Source organism: Marinobacter sp. GH_1 (assembly GCF_048595985.1).
Lineage (GTDB): Bacteria > Pseudomonadota > Gammaproteobacteria > Pseudomonadales > Oleiphilaceae > Marinobacter > Marinobacter shengliensis.
The window spans coordinates 2,754,502-2,772,176 of sequence record NZ_CP184460.1; the positions used below are offsets into that span (position 1 = coordinate 2,754,502).

A 17,675-nucleotide genomic window follows, 5' to 3' on the forward strand; every position below is an offset into this window, starting at 1 on the left:
TATAACCGCACAGTCGTGGATTACAAACCACCGTTCTTTGCGCTACTCCTCAACAAAATCATAATTCCTGATCAGATGGCAGACCGCCGAACACGGTAGGTTTTCATCTCAAGCTGCTCGGCGGTGTCATCCAACCCCACCTGGCCACCAAACTGTTCCAGAAGCCCCTCAAGTACCTCACCCTGTTCTTCGTCACCTCGGTGTCCGAACACAATCGCCAGCGGATTAGGGCAATAGGATTGCTCCCACAACCGATACACCTCATTGCCATAGCTACGGTACCCAGACGTTGTATACCACTTCCAGTTCTCATCCTTACGGCTCACCTGGTTCAGCTTGGCCAGATCCGCTACAGACAATACCGGCCCGGGCGCGTCTTCTTTTTTGAGGTATCCGGCAAGGCTGTCTGCAAGTTTCAGAACCCGGGGTTTCTCGCAACCGTACGATTTGCTACGGCTGATCACATAGAGATAGTCGCCAGGCTCGTTCGCGCCCTGCTCTTCATTGGCTTCCTTCGAATCGACGCCGTTTTCAACCTTGGGGCCATGGTCGACCTCTTCGAGGCGAATGGTCTCGATGCCGGAAACATTGAAAGGCCGGGATGACTCCTCCGGTGTTTCAGTCAAGCCGGCCAGAAACTCGTGGATAGACTCCTGATCCCCGCGCCCTCTCCCAGCAACCACATGAGAGGGTACATCCGCGAAAATGGTCACTGTGCTGTAGTCAGAACTGACCACACTGTCCAACAGCGCGGCCTGCTTTAGCCGACGTTCCAGATAAGGCCGCTCCGCCTCGCTATATCCGGGTTTGTCCGGAACCATCGGATAGCTTTGCAGATAACCGTAGGGGCCTTGCAGAAGCAGATAGCTGAAATACCGGTCATCCCAGACGGATCTGAGTTCCTTTAACGGTAAACCAGAGTCTGATCGAATCTCCTGAAAAAACTCTCCCATCCCGTTAAAAACGGCAGGAGTCAGTACATCATCACCGGCGCCCGCTGCAGACAGAGATATCTCAACCCACTCAACCGCCCTGCCTGACTCCTGCCATTGGTAAGAACGACTGCCCGATTCTGCAAGCTGCAATACTGCCGATGTCTCAACCCGCCCCAACAATGATCTCGCCATCAACTGGCCGGTCGCACCATTCTCAACACCATGGAACCAATACTGATTGTCCTGCCGATATCCAACTCCCTGAATACCCGCCAGCAACAACCTGTTGTTCTCACCCTCAGCGACCCCCGTCAGGGCCCCCAACGGGAGATCAAGCTCCGGATAAAACATCTCTCCGCCCGCAGCGCGCCGGGCCACGATACCCTCACTTCCAACCAGGATCACACTGCCGTCGGACAACAGGCGCCCACCGAAATAGCCCACCTTGCTGGCGCTTTTGATGCTATTCCAGCTCACTCCGCCGTCCGGGCTATGCATTACCGTGCCTTCTGCTCCAAAGGCCAGAGCCTCACTGCCACCTAAGCCTATTACGCCCAATAGTGGCTTGAACCCCTCACGAAACACTTGCCAGTCGTCGCCCCACTCCGAACGGGAAAGAATGTCACTGCCATCGGTAACAATCAGTTGATGCCCGCTCTCCAGAATGGCCACTCCGTTGAGGTCTGAGCCGTAAGACCTCGCCGCCAGACGCTCCCGCGTCCAGTTTTCACCACCATCAAGCGTCGTGAGAATAAACCGGTTGGGCCCAACGATAATGCCCTGGCCCTGGCTATCGAAAGCCACGTCCATCAGCGCCTGATCAGCATCTATCTGCTGGTCCAGTTGAAGAGATTCCCAGGTGTCGCCCCCATTATCCGTTCGCAACACCGTGCCATCATGGCCAACGGCCCAACCAGTCTGATCAGACACAAAGCTAACCGCAGTCAAAGTGCTATTCACTCCGGAACTGACCACTCGCCAGGAACTACCGTTGTCATCCGAAACCCTAATCGCACCAGATTCACCCACTGCCACGATGCGGGAACCCGCACGATCAAGATCAATGAATACCTGCGAAGGAAATACCTCGGGCGTTACAGCCAGCCCGCTGTCAGACGCACCCCGCTGGTCATCGCCAGACGCATCCGTATTGTCACTGTTACTGCAACCACCCAACACCCCAAGCGCCAGCAGGCCTGCGGCAAACACTCCGATAGCGCGGATTTTCAACATGATACCTTTGTCCTCAAACCGTCCGTGTTCCTGCACAGCCTCAAACCATGCTTTTTCATCAGCGCACCCGCGAAGTCGACAGGGAGTCCAGGGCAATATCGCCCTCGCTGATGAGCGTTCCATTTTCGTAGCGCTTGCGAATCACAGACATGCCGCCGTAACCCATTTCAATCCACTCCCCGTGGGGCTCGCCGTCGCGATAGCTCCGTTTCTTCAACATCTGGCCAACGCTGGAGAACTCGTAGTGAACGCCTTCCGGTTTCCCACGCCGGTAATTGCCCTGGCGTACGATGCGCCCGTTATCGGTCGTTTCCAGATAGTCGCCATCCGGCTCGTCTTTGTAGAAGTTAGCCACCACGCGATGACCGTAACCATCACTGAAATCGGCCGGTCCATGTTTCTGTCCATTTTCATAATGGATGACGTCTGAGCGCTCTCCGGTCTCGTCAAAGCGCTCGTAACGGCCGTGGCGTTTGCCGGCACGATAGTTCACTTTCTCGGTTATGCCATTGCTCTGTAGCGTTAGCCACTGGCCTGTTTTCAGGCCATTCTCGTAACGCCCTTCCTCGCGGGAACCACCACTGCCCTCCCGGAGGGAATCGCCATGTTTTTCCCCGTCCTTGTAGTGCTCCCGCACCAGGGTCGACCATTGCCGGGTCAGGAGCAGACCCTGTAGCCCTTTGTCATCCTGCTCCCGCCGGGCGATGAGCTCACCACTCTCGCTGTATTCTTCCTTAAGCTGCCAATCACCCACCTTGTGTTTAAGCTTGACCAGCCGCTCACCGTCGCCATATTGCTCATCCCGGGACTCAACAAGCCGGCCGTTGTCATCCAGAACGCGCATCACCTTGCGAGACAGACTACCGTCCATTCGGTAGTAAAGATCTTCACCCACCGGCTGAGACCGGAACTTACTGGCAATATACACACGCTTGGGTGTGCCGTCGGGGTAGTAGGTTTTCTGCAAACCCAGCCGGTTACCCTCGTGGTAATGCTCCTCACTGGCCAGAATTCCATCTCGATAGGTTTCCAGCACTCCCTGATACTTGCCATCCAAGAAGGTGGCTTTCCGGATTAGGTGGCCCTGTTCATCTAGCTCCCGGTAATTTCCTTCCCTGGCCCCATTCACGTAGTAGGCCTCTTTGGTCAGCTGACCATTTTTATACTCGGCATAATCGCCATGGCGCCGATAATTCCGGATGGAATAGCGACGGGTTACCCGGCCTGCCTCGTCATATTCGGTGTAGTCTCCATCGGCGATGCCGCCGCCATAATAGTCAAGTGAGCGCTCAAGCTGGCCGTTCGGGTGATAAGCCTTGTAGGCACCGTGGAGCACCGGGTAATTGTTGCCGCAGTCGCAGATCTGGTCACGAACCACGTAACTGGCCTGCACCGATACCTGCCCATCGGCGTAATATTCCACCACATCACCCAACAGGTCCTTGCGGTTAAAATCCGGCGTGGGTGAGAGGCCTTCCAGCGCAACCTGGCCGTCAGCGTAGAAGAGTTTGACCTGATAAAACTCATCCACCTTGGGAAGTGGCAGCTCAAGGTAACTCGCCTTCCGGTGCCAGGGATTGGCAGGGTCGTAGTAATCGCCATTTTCCGTAAACCATACCCGTTGGTCGGCTTGCAGAATCAGCGGCATGCAGAGCAATAAAGTAAACAACAGCTTTTTGGTCATGGTCTCATCCTGAGTTATTGACCGGTTGAATCAAGGCAGCGGCGGGAACTGCACAGACACTTGCCTGGCCTCCCGCTCCATACTCACGGGGTAACGGACCTCAGCGATTTCGCCCCAGAAACGGAGATCCATGCCACCACCATCCCAACCTTCCGAAGGGTTCCCTGAGTAGGCAGGAGACAGAGGCTCCAGAACTTTACCGTCCCGGTTGTAGGCGATCAAAGGCAGCTCTCTTAGATTGAATCGCTGCTGGATCTGCTTGAGAGTCTGGTGTTGGGACTTGCTCAGTCTCAGGGTGCTGGGGTCTACCCCAAATAACTGACCGCTATCGGGAATGGCCCCCCTGTGCAGCACTACCTTGGTTATGCAGTCAACATTGACGTCAATCTCAAGGTCGTAGAAATATTTCAGGCCATGCTCGGTAACCAACTCACGGCCGGGCTGATCGTTATAGGCGCCGGATGCAAACAGTAGTTGTGACGTTCCATAGCTTTGCTCGGCAGAAAAACTGACAGGGCTGCCCTGGTACATTGGTTCGCCAGCCACAGAAATGTCGCAGCGCCCGGCGCCCTCACCAGGAACCACGGCACTGAGCCTGTTCTGACGAACGCCTTCGAGTACCACCTCATCCAACTCAAATGATGAAAACTCCAGCACCGGCTCCCGGTACTGCTCCAGAGTTCGCTCACCAACCACCGGCCCGCCATCTAACGTGGGGAGCGCGTTCGGGGCTACAAACGTACGCTGCTCCACCTCACGGTCGTACACATAAACCTGAACGCCTTCAATGGGCTGGCCACCCTCTGCCCCCAACTCATAGATCCAGTCACCGTAGCGCTCTTCCATAGGGGAGGCTATGAGTGTGTCGGTGGCTGAATGCGCAAATTGCTCGGCCCTGGCCCAGTGATCACCCTCATCCGAGGTTTCCAGAAAGGCATTCCGCAGAGGTTCAATCGCCGTATGAGTCAGCCGCAGGCTGAACGTCGGCAGAAAGTCGCCTCCGGCATTCACAGGATAGGCGCCAATCAACGGAAAGCTGGTGGGTAGCGACCCCCCGGGCTCATGGGCCCGAACCAGGAGCCCATCGGGATCCCAACTTTCAACAGAAAGCGTCAGCCCAAGGCTCTCGATGTGGCGGGATGGGGTTTCCGGCGTCAGCACAAAGCCGTGCAGCTCTCCGGGCACGATAACCGTGGCATCCACCTCCACCGAGGCAATCGCATCCAACTGATCGCGCGTTAACTCACTGGCGATAAACGGCACACGGCGATGGTCTGCGCTGTCAATCGAATACAGAGTGTAACGCGGATCACGCGGTACCGAATCGATCACTGGTTCACCCTCGGCATTCAGCAGCCGGACGGCACTCGCAGGCTCAAACTCAACGGCTGCGAAATGATAATGCTCAATCTGGAAATCCAGACCCAGGCGACCATCAACTTCCTCATTGCCGAACCAGAGCAGCGACCTCTCCAACTGTTCAAAGGATTCTTCGGGCGTGGCCAGGCCAAACGGCGGCAGGTAATAGGTTTCGAACTCCGGATCGGTGGTATCAACAACCCGGCTATCCAGCGCCCCCAGTGCCCGGTACCATGCCTGCCCCGCCGTGAATCGCGGCTCTATACCGGTCTGGGTCAACGTCATCGTGCTTTTCATAGCCAGGTGCTCGTCGGCGTATTCAAACACCCCACTGATTCGGGCAGCAGCGCGCCTCGGCCACCCGGTCAGGCGCTCAAGCTCCATAAAGCCCTCGATTTCAACGGCAGCAGTGTCTGTGGCACCCTCTGTTGTCACCGAACGGAACTTCAAAGAAACGGTGTCGTCATTTACGTGGCTGATTTCGTATTGCACCGCTGGCAGCGACTGACCGCCCATATCGCGCGCCGGCACCTGCCAGCTCAGGCCTGCTCGGGGCTTACCCGAAGGAAAAGCTGGCTGGTAGGTGTGCATCACGCTGAGATCGCGGCTCAGCATATCCCGAACGGGTTCAGGCAACCGGGAATCTTTCGTGAGCTCGGCCAGGGCGGCCTTATTCACGTAATTGGTTTCAAGTACCTGACCATCGCTGGCAACCCGTTCAACAATCCCGGCCTTGAGCAATGCCGCCATAGACTGCAGCCGGTCACTGTATTCCGGAATCTGCTCGGTATCGAGACCGAGACGATCCTGCTCCCAAAGCTGGGTATGCAAAGAGCGGGATTGCAACTCAACCACATCGTTGTCTACCGCCAGTACGTCACTGCGCAGCAGGCTTTCCATTCGGACACGAGTCGGCTCCCTGCGAAACCCGCTGGGCGTTTGCAGTTCGGCGGTTTGTTCGAGAATAAAATGGCGGCTGTCGCCCGGCTCGGGCTTAAAGGCAAGGCTGTCGCCGGTGAACCAGAACATTCCGGCCAAACCTAACGACAGTAACAAAGCTACTGCGACGAACATCCTCATCGTCTCTGTCCCCTCCGTGGGTCATCAGTCAGTTAATGCGGCGGGATTATAGGGGCTGCCTCCACAGAACTCAATGCAACAGGCTCGCAATGGGGTCAGACCCCAAGACATTTCACCCCATCAAATGTTCTGGGGTCTGACCCCAACTTAGTTGGAGAGCCAGACGCTTTGGTAGGGTTTGAGGGTGATGACTCCGGCGAGGTCGTCGATGGCCATACCGGAAAGCAGATCGGTCCACTGGTCGGTGCCAATGAGGTTGATGTCGGTGAGGGCCACTTGCTGCACTTCGTCGCTTATGTTGTGGATGCAGAAGATGGATTGCTCCCGGCGCATGCTCTGGCGCCAGAAGCCGAACAGCTGCAGGCCCAGGTGCAGGGTGAACTGGGTGGCGTTGGGGTGGAAGGCGGGTTGGGCGCGGCGGATGGCGATCAGGCGTTTGAGTTCAGTGAAGGCTTTGCTGTGGTGGCTGAGTGGGTCCGCCAGGGCGGCTTCCACGGCATCCAGCTGCCACTGGCCGCGGTTAATAGAGCGGAAGCGGCCGGTGTGCTCTACCCGGGCATGGTCATTTTCGGTGGCCAGCAGGCTGTGAATATAGAACGCGGGAATACCTTCCAGCGCCAGCATGATGGTGTGGGCACACAGGAATCGCTGTAACTGCCAGTGGTCTGCGCCACCCTCGGCGGTGCCTTTGAGGGCATCCCACAAGGCAATGTTCATTTCGTAGGGCTGGTCCCGGCCGTCGGCAGTGCGCCGGTAGGATACCTTGCCGCCAAAGGATTCCATGGTGTTGATCAGCCGCTGTTTCTCGTCCTCATCCAATAGGCCGTCAGTGGGCCGCAAGCCAACGCCGTCGTGGGAGGCAATGAAGTTCAGGTAGGTGGTGCCCATCTGCGCCGGCGGCATGCTCATCAGCCAGGTTTTCAGATGCCGGCAATTGCCGGTGACCAGGGTATTGATCAGCAGTGGCGGCAACGAGAAGTTGTAGATGGCATGGGCTTCGTTGGCGTTGCCGAAATAAGTCAGGTTCTCCCGGTTGGGCACGTTGGTTTCGGTGATCACCACCGCATCCGGCGTGTGATGCTCAATCAACAGCCGCAGAATCTTGATCAGCTCGTGGGTCTGCTGCAGGTGAATGCAGGGCGTGCCCGGTTCTTTCCACAAGAACGCCACCGCATCCAGCCGGAAGATCTTTACTCCGCGTTCCAGGTAATAGTGGATAATCCGGGCAAACTCGATCAGCACTTCCGGGTTGGCGAAATTCAGGTCCACCTGGTCTTCGCTGAAGGTACACCATACATGGCGTTCGCCGTCGTCGGTCTGCACTGGGGTCAGCAACGGCGAGGTTCGGGGGCGCACCACCATGCTTAAATCGTCTTTCGGGTTGCCCTCAAAGAAGTAATCCTTGCCCGGCCCCACGCGCTTGCGAAAGTTCTCGAACCAGCGGCTGCGGGCCGACATGTGGTTGATCACCAGGTCTGCCATCAGCTTATAGTCCGCGGCGATGGCCTCGATGTCTTCCCAGCCACCGTGGGACTCGTTCACCGCCAGGTAATCCATCACCGCAAAGCCGTCGTCCGAGCTGTACGGGAAAAACGGCAGGATATGCACGGCACTGATGACGTCCTGCAGGCAGTCGTCCAGAAATCGCTTTAAAGTCACCAACGGCTTTTCATCCGGCTGCTGAACGGTATCGGCGTAGGTGATCAGCACAATGTCCGATGGGTCCCAATGGTTCTGGTGCGCCGGCGGTGCCTCGGTATCGGGCTCCAGCGCCATCGCATCCATCAACTGCTCTGCCACAAAGGCACAGTCCACCGCCGGGTAGACCACTTCCAGCATGGCCACCAGTTTGCTGTCGAGGGTCTGGCTCATGGCCGGAACTCCTGGTTATCCAGTTCCACCGCTTCCAGCAACTGCTCCCGGATATCCGGAATGGCGCTGGTTACCCGGTTCCAGCTCGGGATGAACGGCGTGTCCATGGGGTTGTCGAGGAAGTAGGCGCCGGCGCGCATCACGTTCTGGGCGAACAGCTCCACCGCCTTCTCTTCCTTGTGACGATCGAAACTCAGGCCGTTAATGATGGCGTCGTTCTGGTAGGTCTCCACAAAATCCAGGGCAATACGGAAGTAACTTGCCTTGATGGTGCGGAACTTTTCGTTGGAGAAAATCTCACCGTTAGTGGCCAGCTTGCGGAACAGCGCCTTGGAGATGTCCACACTCATCTTGGACAGGCCACGGCTGGCGTCTTCCGGTGACAGGTCCTGATGCTTGTGGTCATAAACATCCGCCACGTCCACCTGGCACAAGCGGTTGGTGGCGTAGTTGCGCTTCATTTCAGACAAAACGCCGATCTCGAGCCCCCAGTCGCTGGGAATACGCAGGTCATTAATCACATCGGTACGGAAGGAGAACTCGCCCGCCAGCGGGTAGCGGTAGCTGTCCAGGTAATCCAGAAAATCGTTGGGGCCACACACTTTTTTGAGGGCGCGAATCAGTGGCGTGACCAGCAGGCGGCTGACCCGGCCATTCATGCTGCCGTCCGCCACCCGTGCATAATAGCCTTTGCAGAACATGTAGTTAAAACCGGGGTTGGCCACCGGGTAAATCAGGCGCGCGAGCAAATCCCGGGAATAGGTCAGGATGTCGCAATCATGCAGGGCCACGGATTTACTCACACCCGAGGCCAGCACATAACCAAAGCAATACCACACATTGCGGCCCTTCCCCATCTCCGTGGGCGCCAGGCCCTGCTCCCGCAATTTCATATCCAGTGCCCGCAACCGGGGGCCATCGTTCCAGAGCACCTTGAACGGCTGCGGCAGCTCGGAAAAATACTCCAGAGCATGGCGGTACTGGGCTTCATCGGCACGGTCCAAACCGATCACAATCTCATCCAAATACGGAACCTTGGTCAGCTCCTGGACGATGTTTTTAAGCGCAGGCCCTTCCAGCTCCGAGTACAAAGACGGCAACACCAAAGACATAGGCCGGGCTTTACGAAAGCTCATCAGGTCCGCTTCAATATCCTCCACGGGGCGGCGCACAAGGTTGTGCAGGGTGGTGATAATGCCATTCTGGTAAAAGTCGCCCATGGCGGCTCCTCCTTTACTGGTAGCCGTACTCAAAGAGCAGATTGAGCACGCATTCATTCCAACCCTCCGGGCCGGGCTTGAGGGAGCGCATGGCGTGCCGGGACGACGGCAACTGAACCTGATCACTGTTCACCCCGCGAATCACCACCGGTACGTCGGCGGCCTCCAGCATGCACTGGTCGTTGGGGCTATCGCCCAGGGCGATGGTCACAATCGGTTCCTCACCAAAGTGCTCCTGATAACGCTTCAGCAAGAACCGGGCCCCTTCCGCCTTATCAAAGGTGCCCATGGCATGCCAGAAGCGCCCGCCCTGCACCAGCTTCAGGCCCTCCAGCTCAAGCGCCGCGCGGAATTGCGCCAGCTCTTCCTCCGTGCCATCCCACACAAGCGGCACCGTCGCCAAACGCTGTTTCGCCCGGGCCGCCTCCGTTACCGTCAACCGGGTAAGCGACGCCACCTGCTCCGCAGACAGGTCATCAAAGCTCCGAAACTGTGCACCGGATTCCCTCTGCACCAAAATAGTGCGAACAACCTCCTCATAAGACCTGCCAACATGAACCACTTCTTCCTCCGCATTGCCCAGGCAGCCAGCAGGAATCACCACCGCCGCGCCGTTCTCCGCAATAAACGGCCCCCGCAGCCCCATCATGCTTTGCAACTCACTGATCTCCGCCGCCGTTTTGCTGGAATTGAAAATCAACGGAATGCCATTGCACCCCAACCGCGCCATCGCCGGCTTCGCTGCCCGCCAGCTATAGCTGTCGTGATCCAGCAAGGTGCCGTCCAGATCCGTAAAAACAATCAACCGTGGTTGCATTTCCCCACCCCGCTCTGCAATGTAACTGGGGTCAGACCCCAAGACATTTGATGCGGTGAAATGTTCTGGGGTCTGACCCCAAATTAGATTCAAGAACCAGGCCAGACTATGAGCACGAATGCCTTTAAGGTGGAACACCGTTACCTGGAATTGCCAGACAGCTTTTATACGCGGGTGAAGCCGACGCCTTTGTCTCAGCCGGCGATGGTGTGTTTCAACCACAATCTGGCAGCGCAGATGGGGTTTCATGTTAATGATGAAGCTAAGTGGGCCGGTGTGGGTGCCGGGGCGGAATTGCTGGAGGGTATGGACCCAGTGGCGATGAAGTACACCGGGCACCAATTTGGCGTGTACAACCCGGAACTGGGCGATGGCCGGGGCTTGTTACTGTGGGAAACCTTGGCGCCGGACGGCACCCGCTGGGACTGGCACCTGAAAGGGGCAGGCACCACGCCCTACTCCCGCTTTGGCGACGGCCGGGCCGTGCTGCGCTCCACCATTCGCGAATACCTGTGCTCGGAAGCCATGCACGGTCTTGGCATTCCGACCACTCGCGCCCTGTTTATGGTCAGCGCGAAAGACCCGGTGCGCCGGGAATCCATCGAAACCGCTGCCGCGCTGATGCGAGTGGCGCAAACTCACATCCGTTTCGGTCACTTCGAATTCGCCGCCCACCACGAAGGCCCCGAGGCACTGAAAACCTTGCTGGAACACGTGGTCACCCTGCACTTCCCGCACCTGATCAGTCTGCCGGAAGAACAACGCCACCAACGCTGGTTTGAAGAAGTGGTGGAACGCACCGCCCGGCTGATCGCGGACTGGCAAGCGGTCGGCTTCTGCCACGGCGTGATGAACAGCGACAACATGTCGATCATCGGCGACACCTTCGACTACGGCCCCTACGCCTTCCTGGACGATTTCGATGCCGGCTACATCTGCAACCACACCGACGAGGGCGGCCGCTACGCCTACAACCGGCAGCCGCAGACCGGCTTTGTGAACTGTCAGTACCTGGCCAACGCCCTGCTGCCAATCATGGATGAGGACCACGTGCGCCGTGGTCTGCGCCGGTACGAAACCGCGTATAACGAACATTTCAAGAACAACATGAGGGCAAAACTGGGGCTGGAGGAAACCGACGACTCAGACATGAGCCTGATCATGGACACCTTCAGCATGCTGCACGAACACCGGGTAGACTACACCCGCTTCTTCCGAGGCATCTCCAACCTGCACCGCCATGGCAATGCCCCGGTGCGGGATCTATTTGCCGACCGAAGCGCGGCCGACGAATGGCTCGAACGCTACGAGGCCCGCCTCAAGACCGAAACCCGCGCCCACGACGAACGCGAATACCTCATGCGTCAGGTAAACCCCAGATATATCCTGCGCAACTACCTGGCCCAACAAGTCATTATGGAAGCCCAGAACGGCGACTACGCGCCCCTGAAAGAGCTGTTAAAGGTGCTCGAGAACCCCTTCGACGACCAACCCGAGTTCGAACACTACGCGGCCTTACCGCCAGACTGGGGCAAACACCTCAACATCAGCTGCTCCTCCTGAAGTTGGGGTCAGACCCCAGAACATTTGATGGGGTGAAATGTCTTGGGGTCTGACCCCAAATTATTTTACGAGGGCATCCTCGGTGTCTTTTACGGGAGCCAGGGCGTCGAGCCTGGCGCCGTGGCGCATCATGTATATAACCAGCAACACAGCTGGTATGCCCATGATGGCAGAGATTGTGAAGAACTCGGCGTAGCCGAAACTGGCCACGACAATACCGGAGAAGCCGCCAAGGAACTTGCCGGGCAAGGTCATCAGAGAGCTGAAAAGCGCGTATTGGGTCGCCGTGAAGGACGCGCTGGTCATGCTGGATAACCAGGCAATCAGGGCAACATTGGCCATGCCACCGCTGAGGTTATCGGCACTCACCACCACCGCCAGGGTCATCATGTTAGGCGGGTAATTAGCCAACCATACAAACAGCAGGTTGGTGGCGGCCGTCAGAATGGCCCCCGCCAGCAGGATATTGCGCACGCCATAACGAACCACCAGCACGCCGCCAACCAACGACCCCATGATGGTCATGAAGAAACCAAAGATCTTGGTGACATCCGCCACCTGGGTTTTGCTGAAGCCCATGAAATCCAGGTAAAACGGGTTGGCCATAACCCCCATAGCAATGTCGGAAATCCGGTACACCGCAACCAGTAGCAGAATGGCAATCGCCATTTCTTTGTAGCGCCGGAAAAAGTCCAGAAAGGGTCCGGCAATAGCGGCATAAAACCAGCCCGCTGCCCGGGCAATGGCGGGGGGAAGGTGACCGCGTTTGCCGGCCTCTTCCTCAATCTTGTGTGCGATGTCCTGGGCAGCCGCATAGTGATTGACCCTTGGCTCCGGCACGATCAGTACCGTGGCGGCACCTACACCCACCAGCGCGGCCATCACCTGATAAGATACCTCCCATGACCAGTACTCTGCGAGATACAGCGCCCCGGCCCCTGCCACCAGAAGCGCCAATCGATAGCCAAAGATATACGTTGCCGCCAGCGCTGCCTGCAATCGCTCCTCGGCGATCTCAATGCGGTAGGCGTCAATCGCGACATCCTGAGTGGCAGAAGAAAAAGCCACCAGCAAGCCAAACAGCGCCAGAGTTTGTGGCGCCGCCACCGGGTCCACATTGGCCATCAGGTACAACCCGGTGGCAATACCGGCCTGGGCCAGCAGAATCCAGCTTCGGCGCTTTCCAAGCAGCCTATCCAGCACCGGCAGCTTCAGGCGGTCCACAATCGGAGCCCAAAACACTTTGATGGAATAGGTGATCCCCAGCCAGCTGAAAAACCCGATGGTGGCGGTTTGAACGCCCACATCCGCCAGCCGGGCATTGAGTGTTGAGAACACCAACAAAAACGGCAACCCGGCGGAAAAGCCCAGGAACAGCATCGCCAGCACTTGCCAACGGGTGTAGACGTAGAACGTGTCTAGAATCAGGGTAAGCAGGTTGCGGATGATAAGCTTAACTCCTTGGTGCAACTGTCGGGGACTACCCCCGGGCCTGGGTGATCAATCGCGGAAGTTATTAAACTGCAGCGGAATATCCAGCTCCGCCTCGCGCAGCATGGCAATGGCTTCCTGCAGGTCGTCCCGTTTCTTGCCGGTTACCCGCACCTTGTCGCCCTGAATGCTGGCCTGCACCTTCATCTTCTGGTCTTTGATCATTTTCACGATCTTCTTGGCCATGTCGGTTTCGATACCCTGCTTCAGGGAAAAATGCTGTTTCACCAGTTTGCCGGCCTTGCTCTCGCCGTCTTCCGCCAGAGCCCGGGCGTCAATGTTGCGTTTGGCGAAGGCCATACGCAGCAGATCAATCAGTTGCTCCAGCTGGAACTCCTGCTCGGCGCTCACCGTAATGCGCTTGTCTTCCAGTTCGATATCCGCCTGCACATTTTTAAAATCCCAGCGGTTACCCAGATCACGCTTGGCCTGATCCACCGCGTTGGTGACTTCGTGCATTTCAATTTCTGAAACAATGTCAAAAGAAGGCATGGTCGTTATTCTCCAAAGGCCACACGGGGGTATACTGTGGCGACATTAAAAATACCGGATGTTCCGAAACCGCCAAAGCATACCAAGAGCCGCGGCGAACCGCATCTGACAATGGACTGGTAAGAAGTAGACAAACGATGCCAAACCTGGACCTACCCATACTCGTAGTAGACGACGCCAAATTCAGCAGTATGGTGGTCGGCCGCACCCTGCGAAATGCCGGTTACCGCGATATACGCATTGCCAACAACGCGCCAGACGCCCTGAAGCTGATGGAACAGCGGCAGGTCAGCGTGTTGATTGCCGATTGGCTGATGCCTGAAATGGACGGGCTGCAACTGACCGACCACGTGCGCCAGCAGGATGAGCAGGACAACCACTACACCTACGTGATCCTGCTAACTGCGCGCGAAAGCGTGGAAGCACTGTCAGAAGCCTTCGACCGGGGCGTGGATGATTTTATCTACAAGTCAGACATGACCAAGCAGCTGATCCCCCGCATCTTTGCCGCCGACCGAATGGCCGACCGCCAGAACACCCTGCTGCGAGCCAACGCACTGCTGGTCGAAAACAATCGGGAGCTGGAATCCACCAACATCATCGACCTGGAAACCGGCCTGTGTAACAGCAAGTATGCCCGCCAGCGCCTGCAGAAAACCCTTCGCCACGCGGAATCCCGCGGCGGTTCCACCTCCTACGTGATGTGCGGCATTCGTAACTGGCAAGACCTGAAACGCAAGCATCCACCCAGCGTGATGAGCGAACTGGCCACCGGCATCGCCCGCCGTCTGAGCACCCTGATTCGCCCCATCGACGCCCTGTGCCGTGTTGGCGACAACCAGTTTGCCATCGTCTCCTACTTCCCGAACAGCGACCATTGCTCCACCACCGCGTTCCGGCGAATTTTTGATGGCATCAACCACAAGGCCCTGAAAACCACCGCGGGCTTTATCTCCGTGGAAGCCGGCATGGTGCTATGCCGCGCCGATGCCCAGGACGGCACGCCCTCGGTGCAGGATATGGAACGGGCGGCGGTGCAAGGCCTGGTTGACGCCTACGAAACCCGCCGCTTTACCGAAACCAAACCCGAGATACGGGAAGGTGTGTAGCCCTCACAAACGGTAACAACGGGACACAGATCACAAACAGACAGGAAGGGCGCGAGGGCTTATTCTGAGATCGTGGAATCAAGCAGTATCCGCCCATGGCGGAGGAGCCGAGTAGTAACTCCGCCGTATTATGGGCCCTGACTCCACAGGATTAACGAATTTTTCAGGCACTTTCGTTCTTTCCGAAGTATTTTCGAGCCAGCTCTTGTGAGCTGGCTTTTTTATTGGTTTTCCGGGTCTGTTTCAGGGGCCTGTCCCCGCATGGGGACTGACCCACTTTTGCCCGTCCTTGCACCAAAACTCGAACCCATGGGTCCAAAATGGGTCAGTCCCCGTTCGGGGACAGACCCTTACGATAATCCCCAGGCGTCTTCCCAGCAGCCGCCTTAAACTTCCGATGAAACGACGTGGTCTCGCTATACCCCAACCGCAGCGCGATATCGGGAATACTCATCTCGGTATTCCGCAAATAGTCCTCAGCCATCTGCTGGCGCACGTCATCCAGTAGTTTCTGGTAGGAAACGCCTTCCTGGCTCAGTTTGCGTTGCAGGGTGCGGCTGGTCATGCCCAGGTCTTCGGCGATCATGTCTTGCCGGGTCACGCCGCTGGCCAGTTGTTTCTGGATGCCTTGCTTCACTCTGGAAGTTAGATCGGTGTCGGTATCCAGCAGTGCCAACTGCGACAGCGCATGGGCTTCAAGGGTCTTGCGCAGCAGAGGGTCTGGCTGGCGAAGGCGGGTGGCCAGTAGATCCTGGGGCATGGTCACCACATTCTCCGGCGCTTCGAACTCAACCGGGCAGCCCCAGCGATCCTGATAAGCGCTCTCACAGCCAGGCCCGGGCGAGGAACGTTTCAGGGCAACCCGAATCGGAGAGGCTTCATCGTTATCTGCCAACCAGCGAGCGTAATTTATCCAGGAGGCGAACACGTTATCCACCACCTGGGGCCACACCACCGAGTCGGTAAAGTTGCAGGTCCACACCAACGACACTTCATTCCCCTTCATCCGAAGGCCGGTCGTGCCCATGTCCCCTACCAGTTTTTCATAGGGCGCAATTCGGGTGACGGCCTCCCCCAGCGTGGCACAGCTCATGGTGATATAGCCAAGCACACTGTAGGAACCGGGCTGAACGAAATCACCGGTTTCCAGGCCAAGGATGGGATTGCCGGATGCTTCGGCCAGCAGGCGAATAAACGTCTGAAGCTGCTCGCCCGTCAGGCGGCCGTCATCGGTATCAAGGATCTTCGGCTCAAGGCCGGCTTTGCTGAACAGCTCTGAGGTACTGATGCCCTTGGCATCGGCGTAGCGAACGTATTGGCGCAGGGCGGCGACAGAGGCGGTTCCAAGAGGGGTCATGACGACTGCTTTGGTTGTTGATTTTATGCAGCGAGTATAACCGAAAATGGGTAGGGCTGGGTGTTATAGGGTTTGTCCTCAGGGTCTGTCCCCGAACGGGGACTGACCCACCTTTGCCCGTCCCTGCTACCTGAATCCGAGCCCATTGGTTCCAAAATGGGTCAGTCCCCATGCGGGGACAGACCCTTGGGACAGACCCCTAGGTCAGAGCCTAAAGCTTCCGCCCTTTCCCAGCCGCAATCCGCAGCCGCAGCGCGTTCAGCTTGATGAAGCCTTCGGCGTCTTTCTGATCATACGCACCTTGATCTTCCTCAAAGGTGGCAATCTTTTCGTCGAACAGGGAGTCGTCAGACTTCCGGCCCACCACGTCCACGTTGCCCTTGTACAGCTTCAGGCGAACGGTACCGTTCACGTAGGTTTGGGTCTGGTCGATCAGTGCCTGCAGGGCTTCGCGCTCCGGGGACCACCAGTAGCCGTTGTAGATGACCTCGGCGTAGCGGGGCATCAGGCTGTCTTTCAGGTGGGCCACTTCGCGGTCCAGAGTGATGGACTCGATGGCACGATGGGCGCGCAGCATGATGGTGCCGCCCGGGGTTTCGTAGCAGCCGCGGGACTTCATGCCCACGTAGCGGTTTTCTACGATGTCCAGGCGGCCAATACCGTTGGCGCCGGCCACCTTGTTCAGGGTTTCCAGCACTTCATGGGGCTTCATTTCCTGGCCATCAACGGCAACAATGTCGCCCTTCTTGTAGGTCAGCTCCACGTAAGTCGGCTTATCCGGCGCGGCTTCCGGAGACACGCTCCAACGCCACATGTCTTCCTCGGCTTCCGCCCAGGGGTCTTCCAGGTTCATGCCTTCGTAGGAAATGTGCAGCAGGTTGGCGTCCATGGAGTACGGGCTCTTGCCCTTCTTCATTTCCACCGGAATGTTGCGCTCTTCACAGTACTTCAGCAGTTTTTCGCGGGAGTTCAGATCCCACTCACGCCATGGAGCGATCACCTTAACACCCGGCTTCAGCGCGTAGGCACCCAGCTCGAAACGAACCTGGTCGTTACCCTTACCGGTAGCGCCATGGGAAATCGCATCCGCGCCGGTTTCGTTGGCAATGTCGATCAAACGCTTTGCAATCAGCGGGCGGGCGATGGAAGTACCCAGCAGGTACTCGCCCTCATAGATGGTATTGGCGCGGAACATCGGGAACACGTAATCGCGCACAAACTCTTCACGCAGGTCCTCGATGTAGATTTCCTTAACGCCCAGCGCCTCCGCCTTGGCGCGCGCCGGCTCAACTTCCTCGCCCTGGCCGATGTCGGCGGTGAAGGTCACCACCTCACAGTTATAGGTGTCCTGTAACCACCGAACGATCACGGAAGTATCCAGGCCACCGGAATAAGCCAGCACCACCTTTTTAATATCAGACATGCCCTTGCTCCAGACTGAACAGAATGGATGTATTGAAAAG

At 57.5% G+C, this 17,675-nt stretch carries 12 protein-coding genes; 2 read left to right on the top strand and 10 right to left on the bottom strand.

From position 1 onward, the window contains the following. Positions 1-71: 71 nt before the first annotated feature. The 6 genes from ACNSOI_RS12565 to ACNSOI_RS12590 form a co-directional block, all read right to left on the bottom strand. On the bottom strand, positions 72-2,168 hold the full coding sequence (locus tag ACNSOI_RS12565) for a YCF48-related protein (RefSeq protein ID WP_420194159.1): 2,097 nt from the start codon (positions 2,166-2,168) through the stop codon (positions 72-74). Positions 2,169-2,226: 58 nt separating this feature from the next. After that, a complete protein-coding gene (locus ACNSOI_RS12570; RefSeq protein ID WP_420194160.1) occupies positions 2,227-3,852 on the bottom strand; it encodes a hypothetical protein in 1,626 nt (541 codons plus the stop codon). Positions 3,853-3,882: 30 nt separating this feature from the next. Then, positions 3,883-6,285, bottom strand: coding sequence for a hypothetical protein (locus tag ACNSOI_RS12575; protein ID WP_420194161.1), 2,403 nt, complete (start codon positions 6,283-6,285; stop codon positions 3,883-3,885). Between the two features lie 153 nt (positions 6,286-6,438). Then, positions 6,439-8,163, bottom strand: a complete 1,725-nt coding sequence (locus ACNSOI_RS12580; RefSeq protein WP_420194162.1) for a sugar phosphorylase — start codon at positions 8,161-8,163, stop codon at positions 6,439-6,441. After that, entirely contained in the window at positions 8,160-9,383 is a 1,224-nt protein-coding gene (locus ACNSOI_RS12585; RefSeq protein WP_354449142.1) for a glycosyl transferase, read from the bottom strand. Before ACNSOI_RS12585 ends, ACNSOI_RS12580 begins: the two co-directional genes overlap by 4 nt. A 13-nt stretch (positions 9,384-9,396) precedes the next feature. Continuing rightward, complete coding sequence (locus ACNSOI_RS12590; protein ID WP_286250625.1) at positions 9,397-10,200, bottom strand: HAD-IIB family hydrolase; 804 nt, start codon at positions 10,198-10,200, stop codon at positions 9,397-9,399. Between the two features lie 108 nt (positions 10,201-10,308). Between ACNSOI_RS12590 and ACNSOI_RS12595 the strand changes: the two genes are divergently transcribed. After that, complete coding sequence (locus ACNSOI_RS12595; RefSeq protein ID WP_420194163.1) at positions 10,309-11,763, top strand: protein adenylyltransferase SelO; 1,455 nt, start codon at positions 10,309-10,311, stop codon at positions 11,761-11,763. A gap of 60 nt (positions 11,764-11,823) precedes the next feature. Here the strand turns inward: ACNSOI_RS12595 and ACNSOI_RS12600 are convergent, their stop codons facing one another. Next, positions 11,824-13,233 carry an AmpG family muropeptide MFS transporter gene (locus tag ACNSOI_RS12600; protein ID WP_420194164.1) on the bottom strand — a complete coding sequence of 470 codons (1,410 nt, stop codon included), beginning with the start codon at positions 13,231-13,233 and terminating at the stop codon, positions 11,824-11,826. 30 nt (positions 13,234-13,263) lie between these two features. Beyond that, complete coding sequence (locus ACNSOI_RS12605; RefSeq protein WP_058092389.1) at positions 13,264-13,746, bottom strand: YajQ family cyclic di-GMP-binding protein; 483 nt, start codon at positions 13,744-13,746, stop codon at positions 13,264-13,266. Positions 13,747-13,883: 137 nt separating this feature from the next. Here ACNSOI_RS12605 and ACNSOI_RS12610 point away from each other — a divergent pair, with 137 nt between their 5' ends. Further along, complete coding sequence (locus ACNSOI_RS12610) at positions 13,884-14,855, top strand: response regulator (protein WP_058092390.1); 972 nt, start codon at positions 13,884-13,886, stop codon at positions 14,853-14,855. Positions 14,856-15,180: 325 nt separating this feature from the next. Here the strand turns inward: ACNSOI_RS12610 and ACNSOI_RS12615 are convergent, their stop codons facing one another. Both ACNSOI_RS12615 and ACNSOI_RS12620 read right to left on the bottom strand, forming a co-directional pair. Beyond that, positions 15,181-16,212 carry an AraC family transcriptional regulator gene (locus ACNSOI_RS12615; RefSeq protein WP_420194165.1) on the bottom strand — a complete coding sequence of 344 codons (1,032 nt, stop codon included), beginning with the start codon at positions 16,210-16,212 and terminating at the stop codon, positions 15,181-15,183. 211 nt (positions 16,213-16,423) lie between these two features. Then, positions 16,424-17,635 carry an argininosuccinate synthase gene (locus ACNSOI_RS12620; RefSeq protein WP_061333619.1) on the bottom strand — a complete coding sequence of 404 codons (1,212 nt, stop codon included), beginning with the start codon at positions 17,633-17,635 and terminating at the stop codon, positions 16,424-16,426. Between the last annotated feature and the right edge of the window lie 40 nt (positions 17,636-17,675).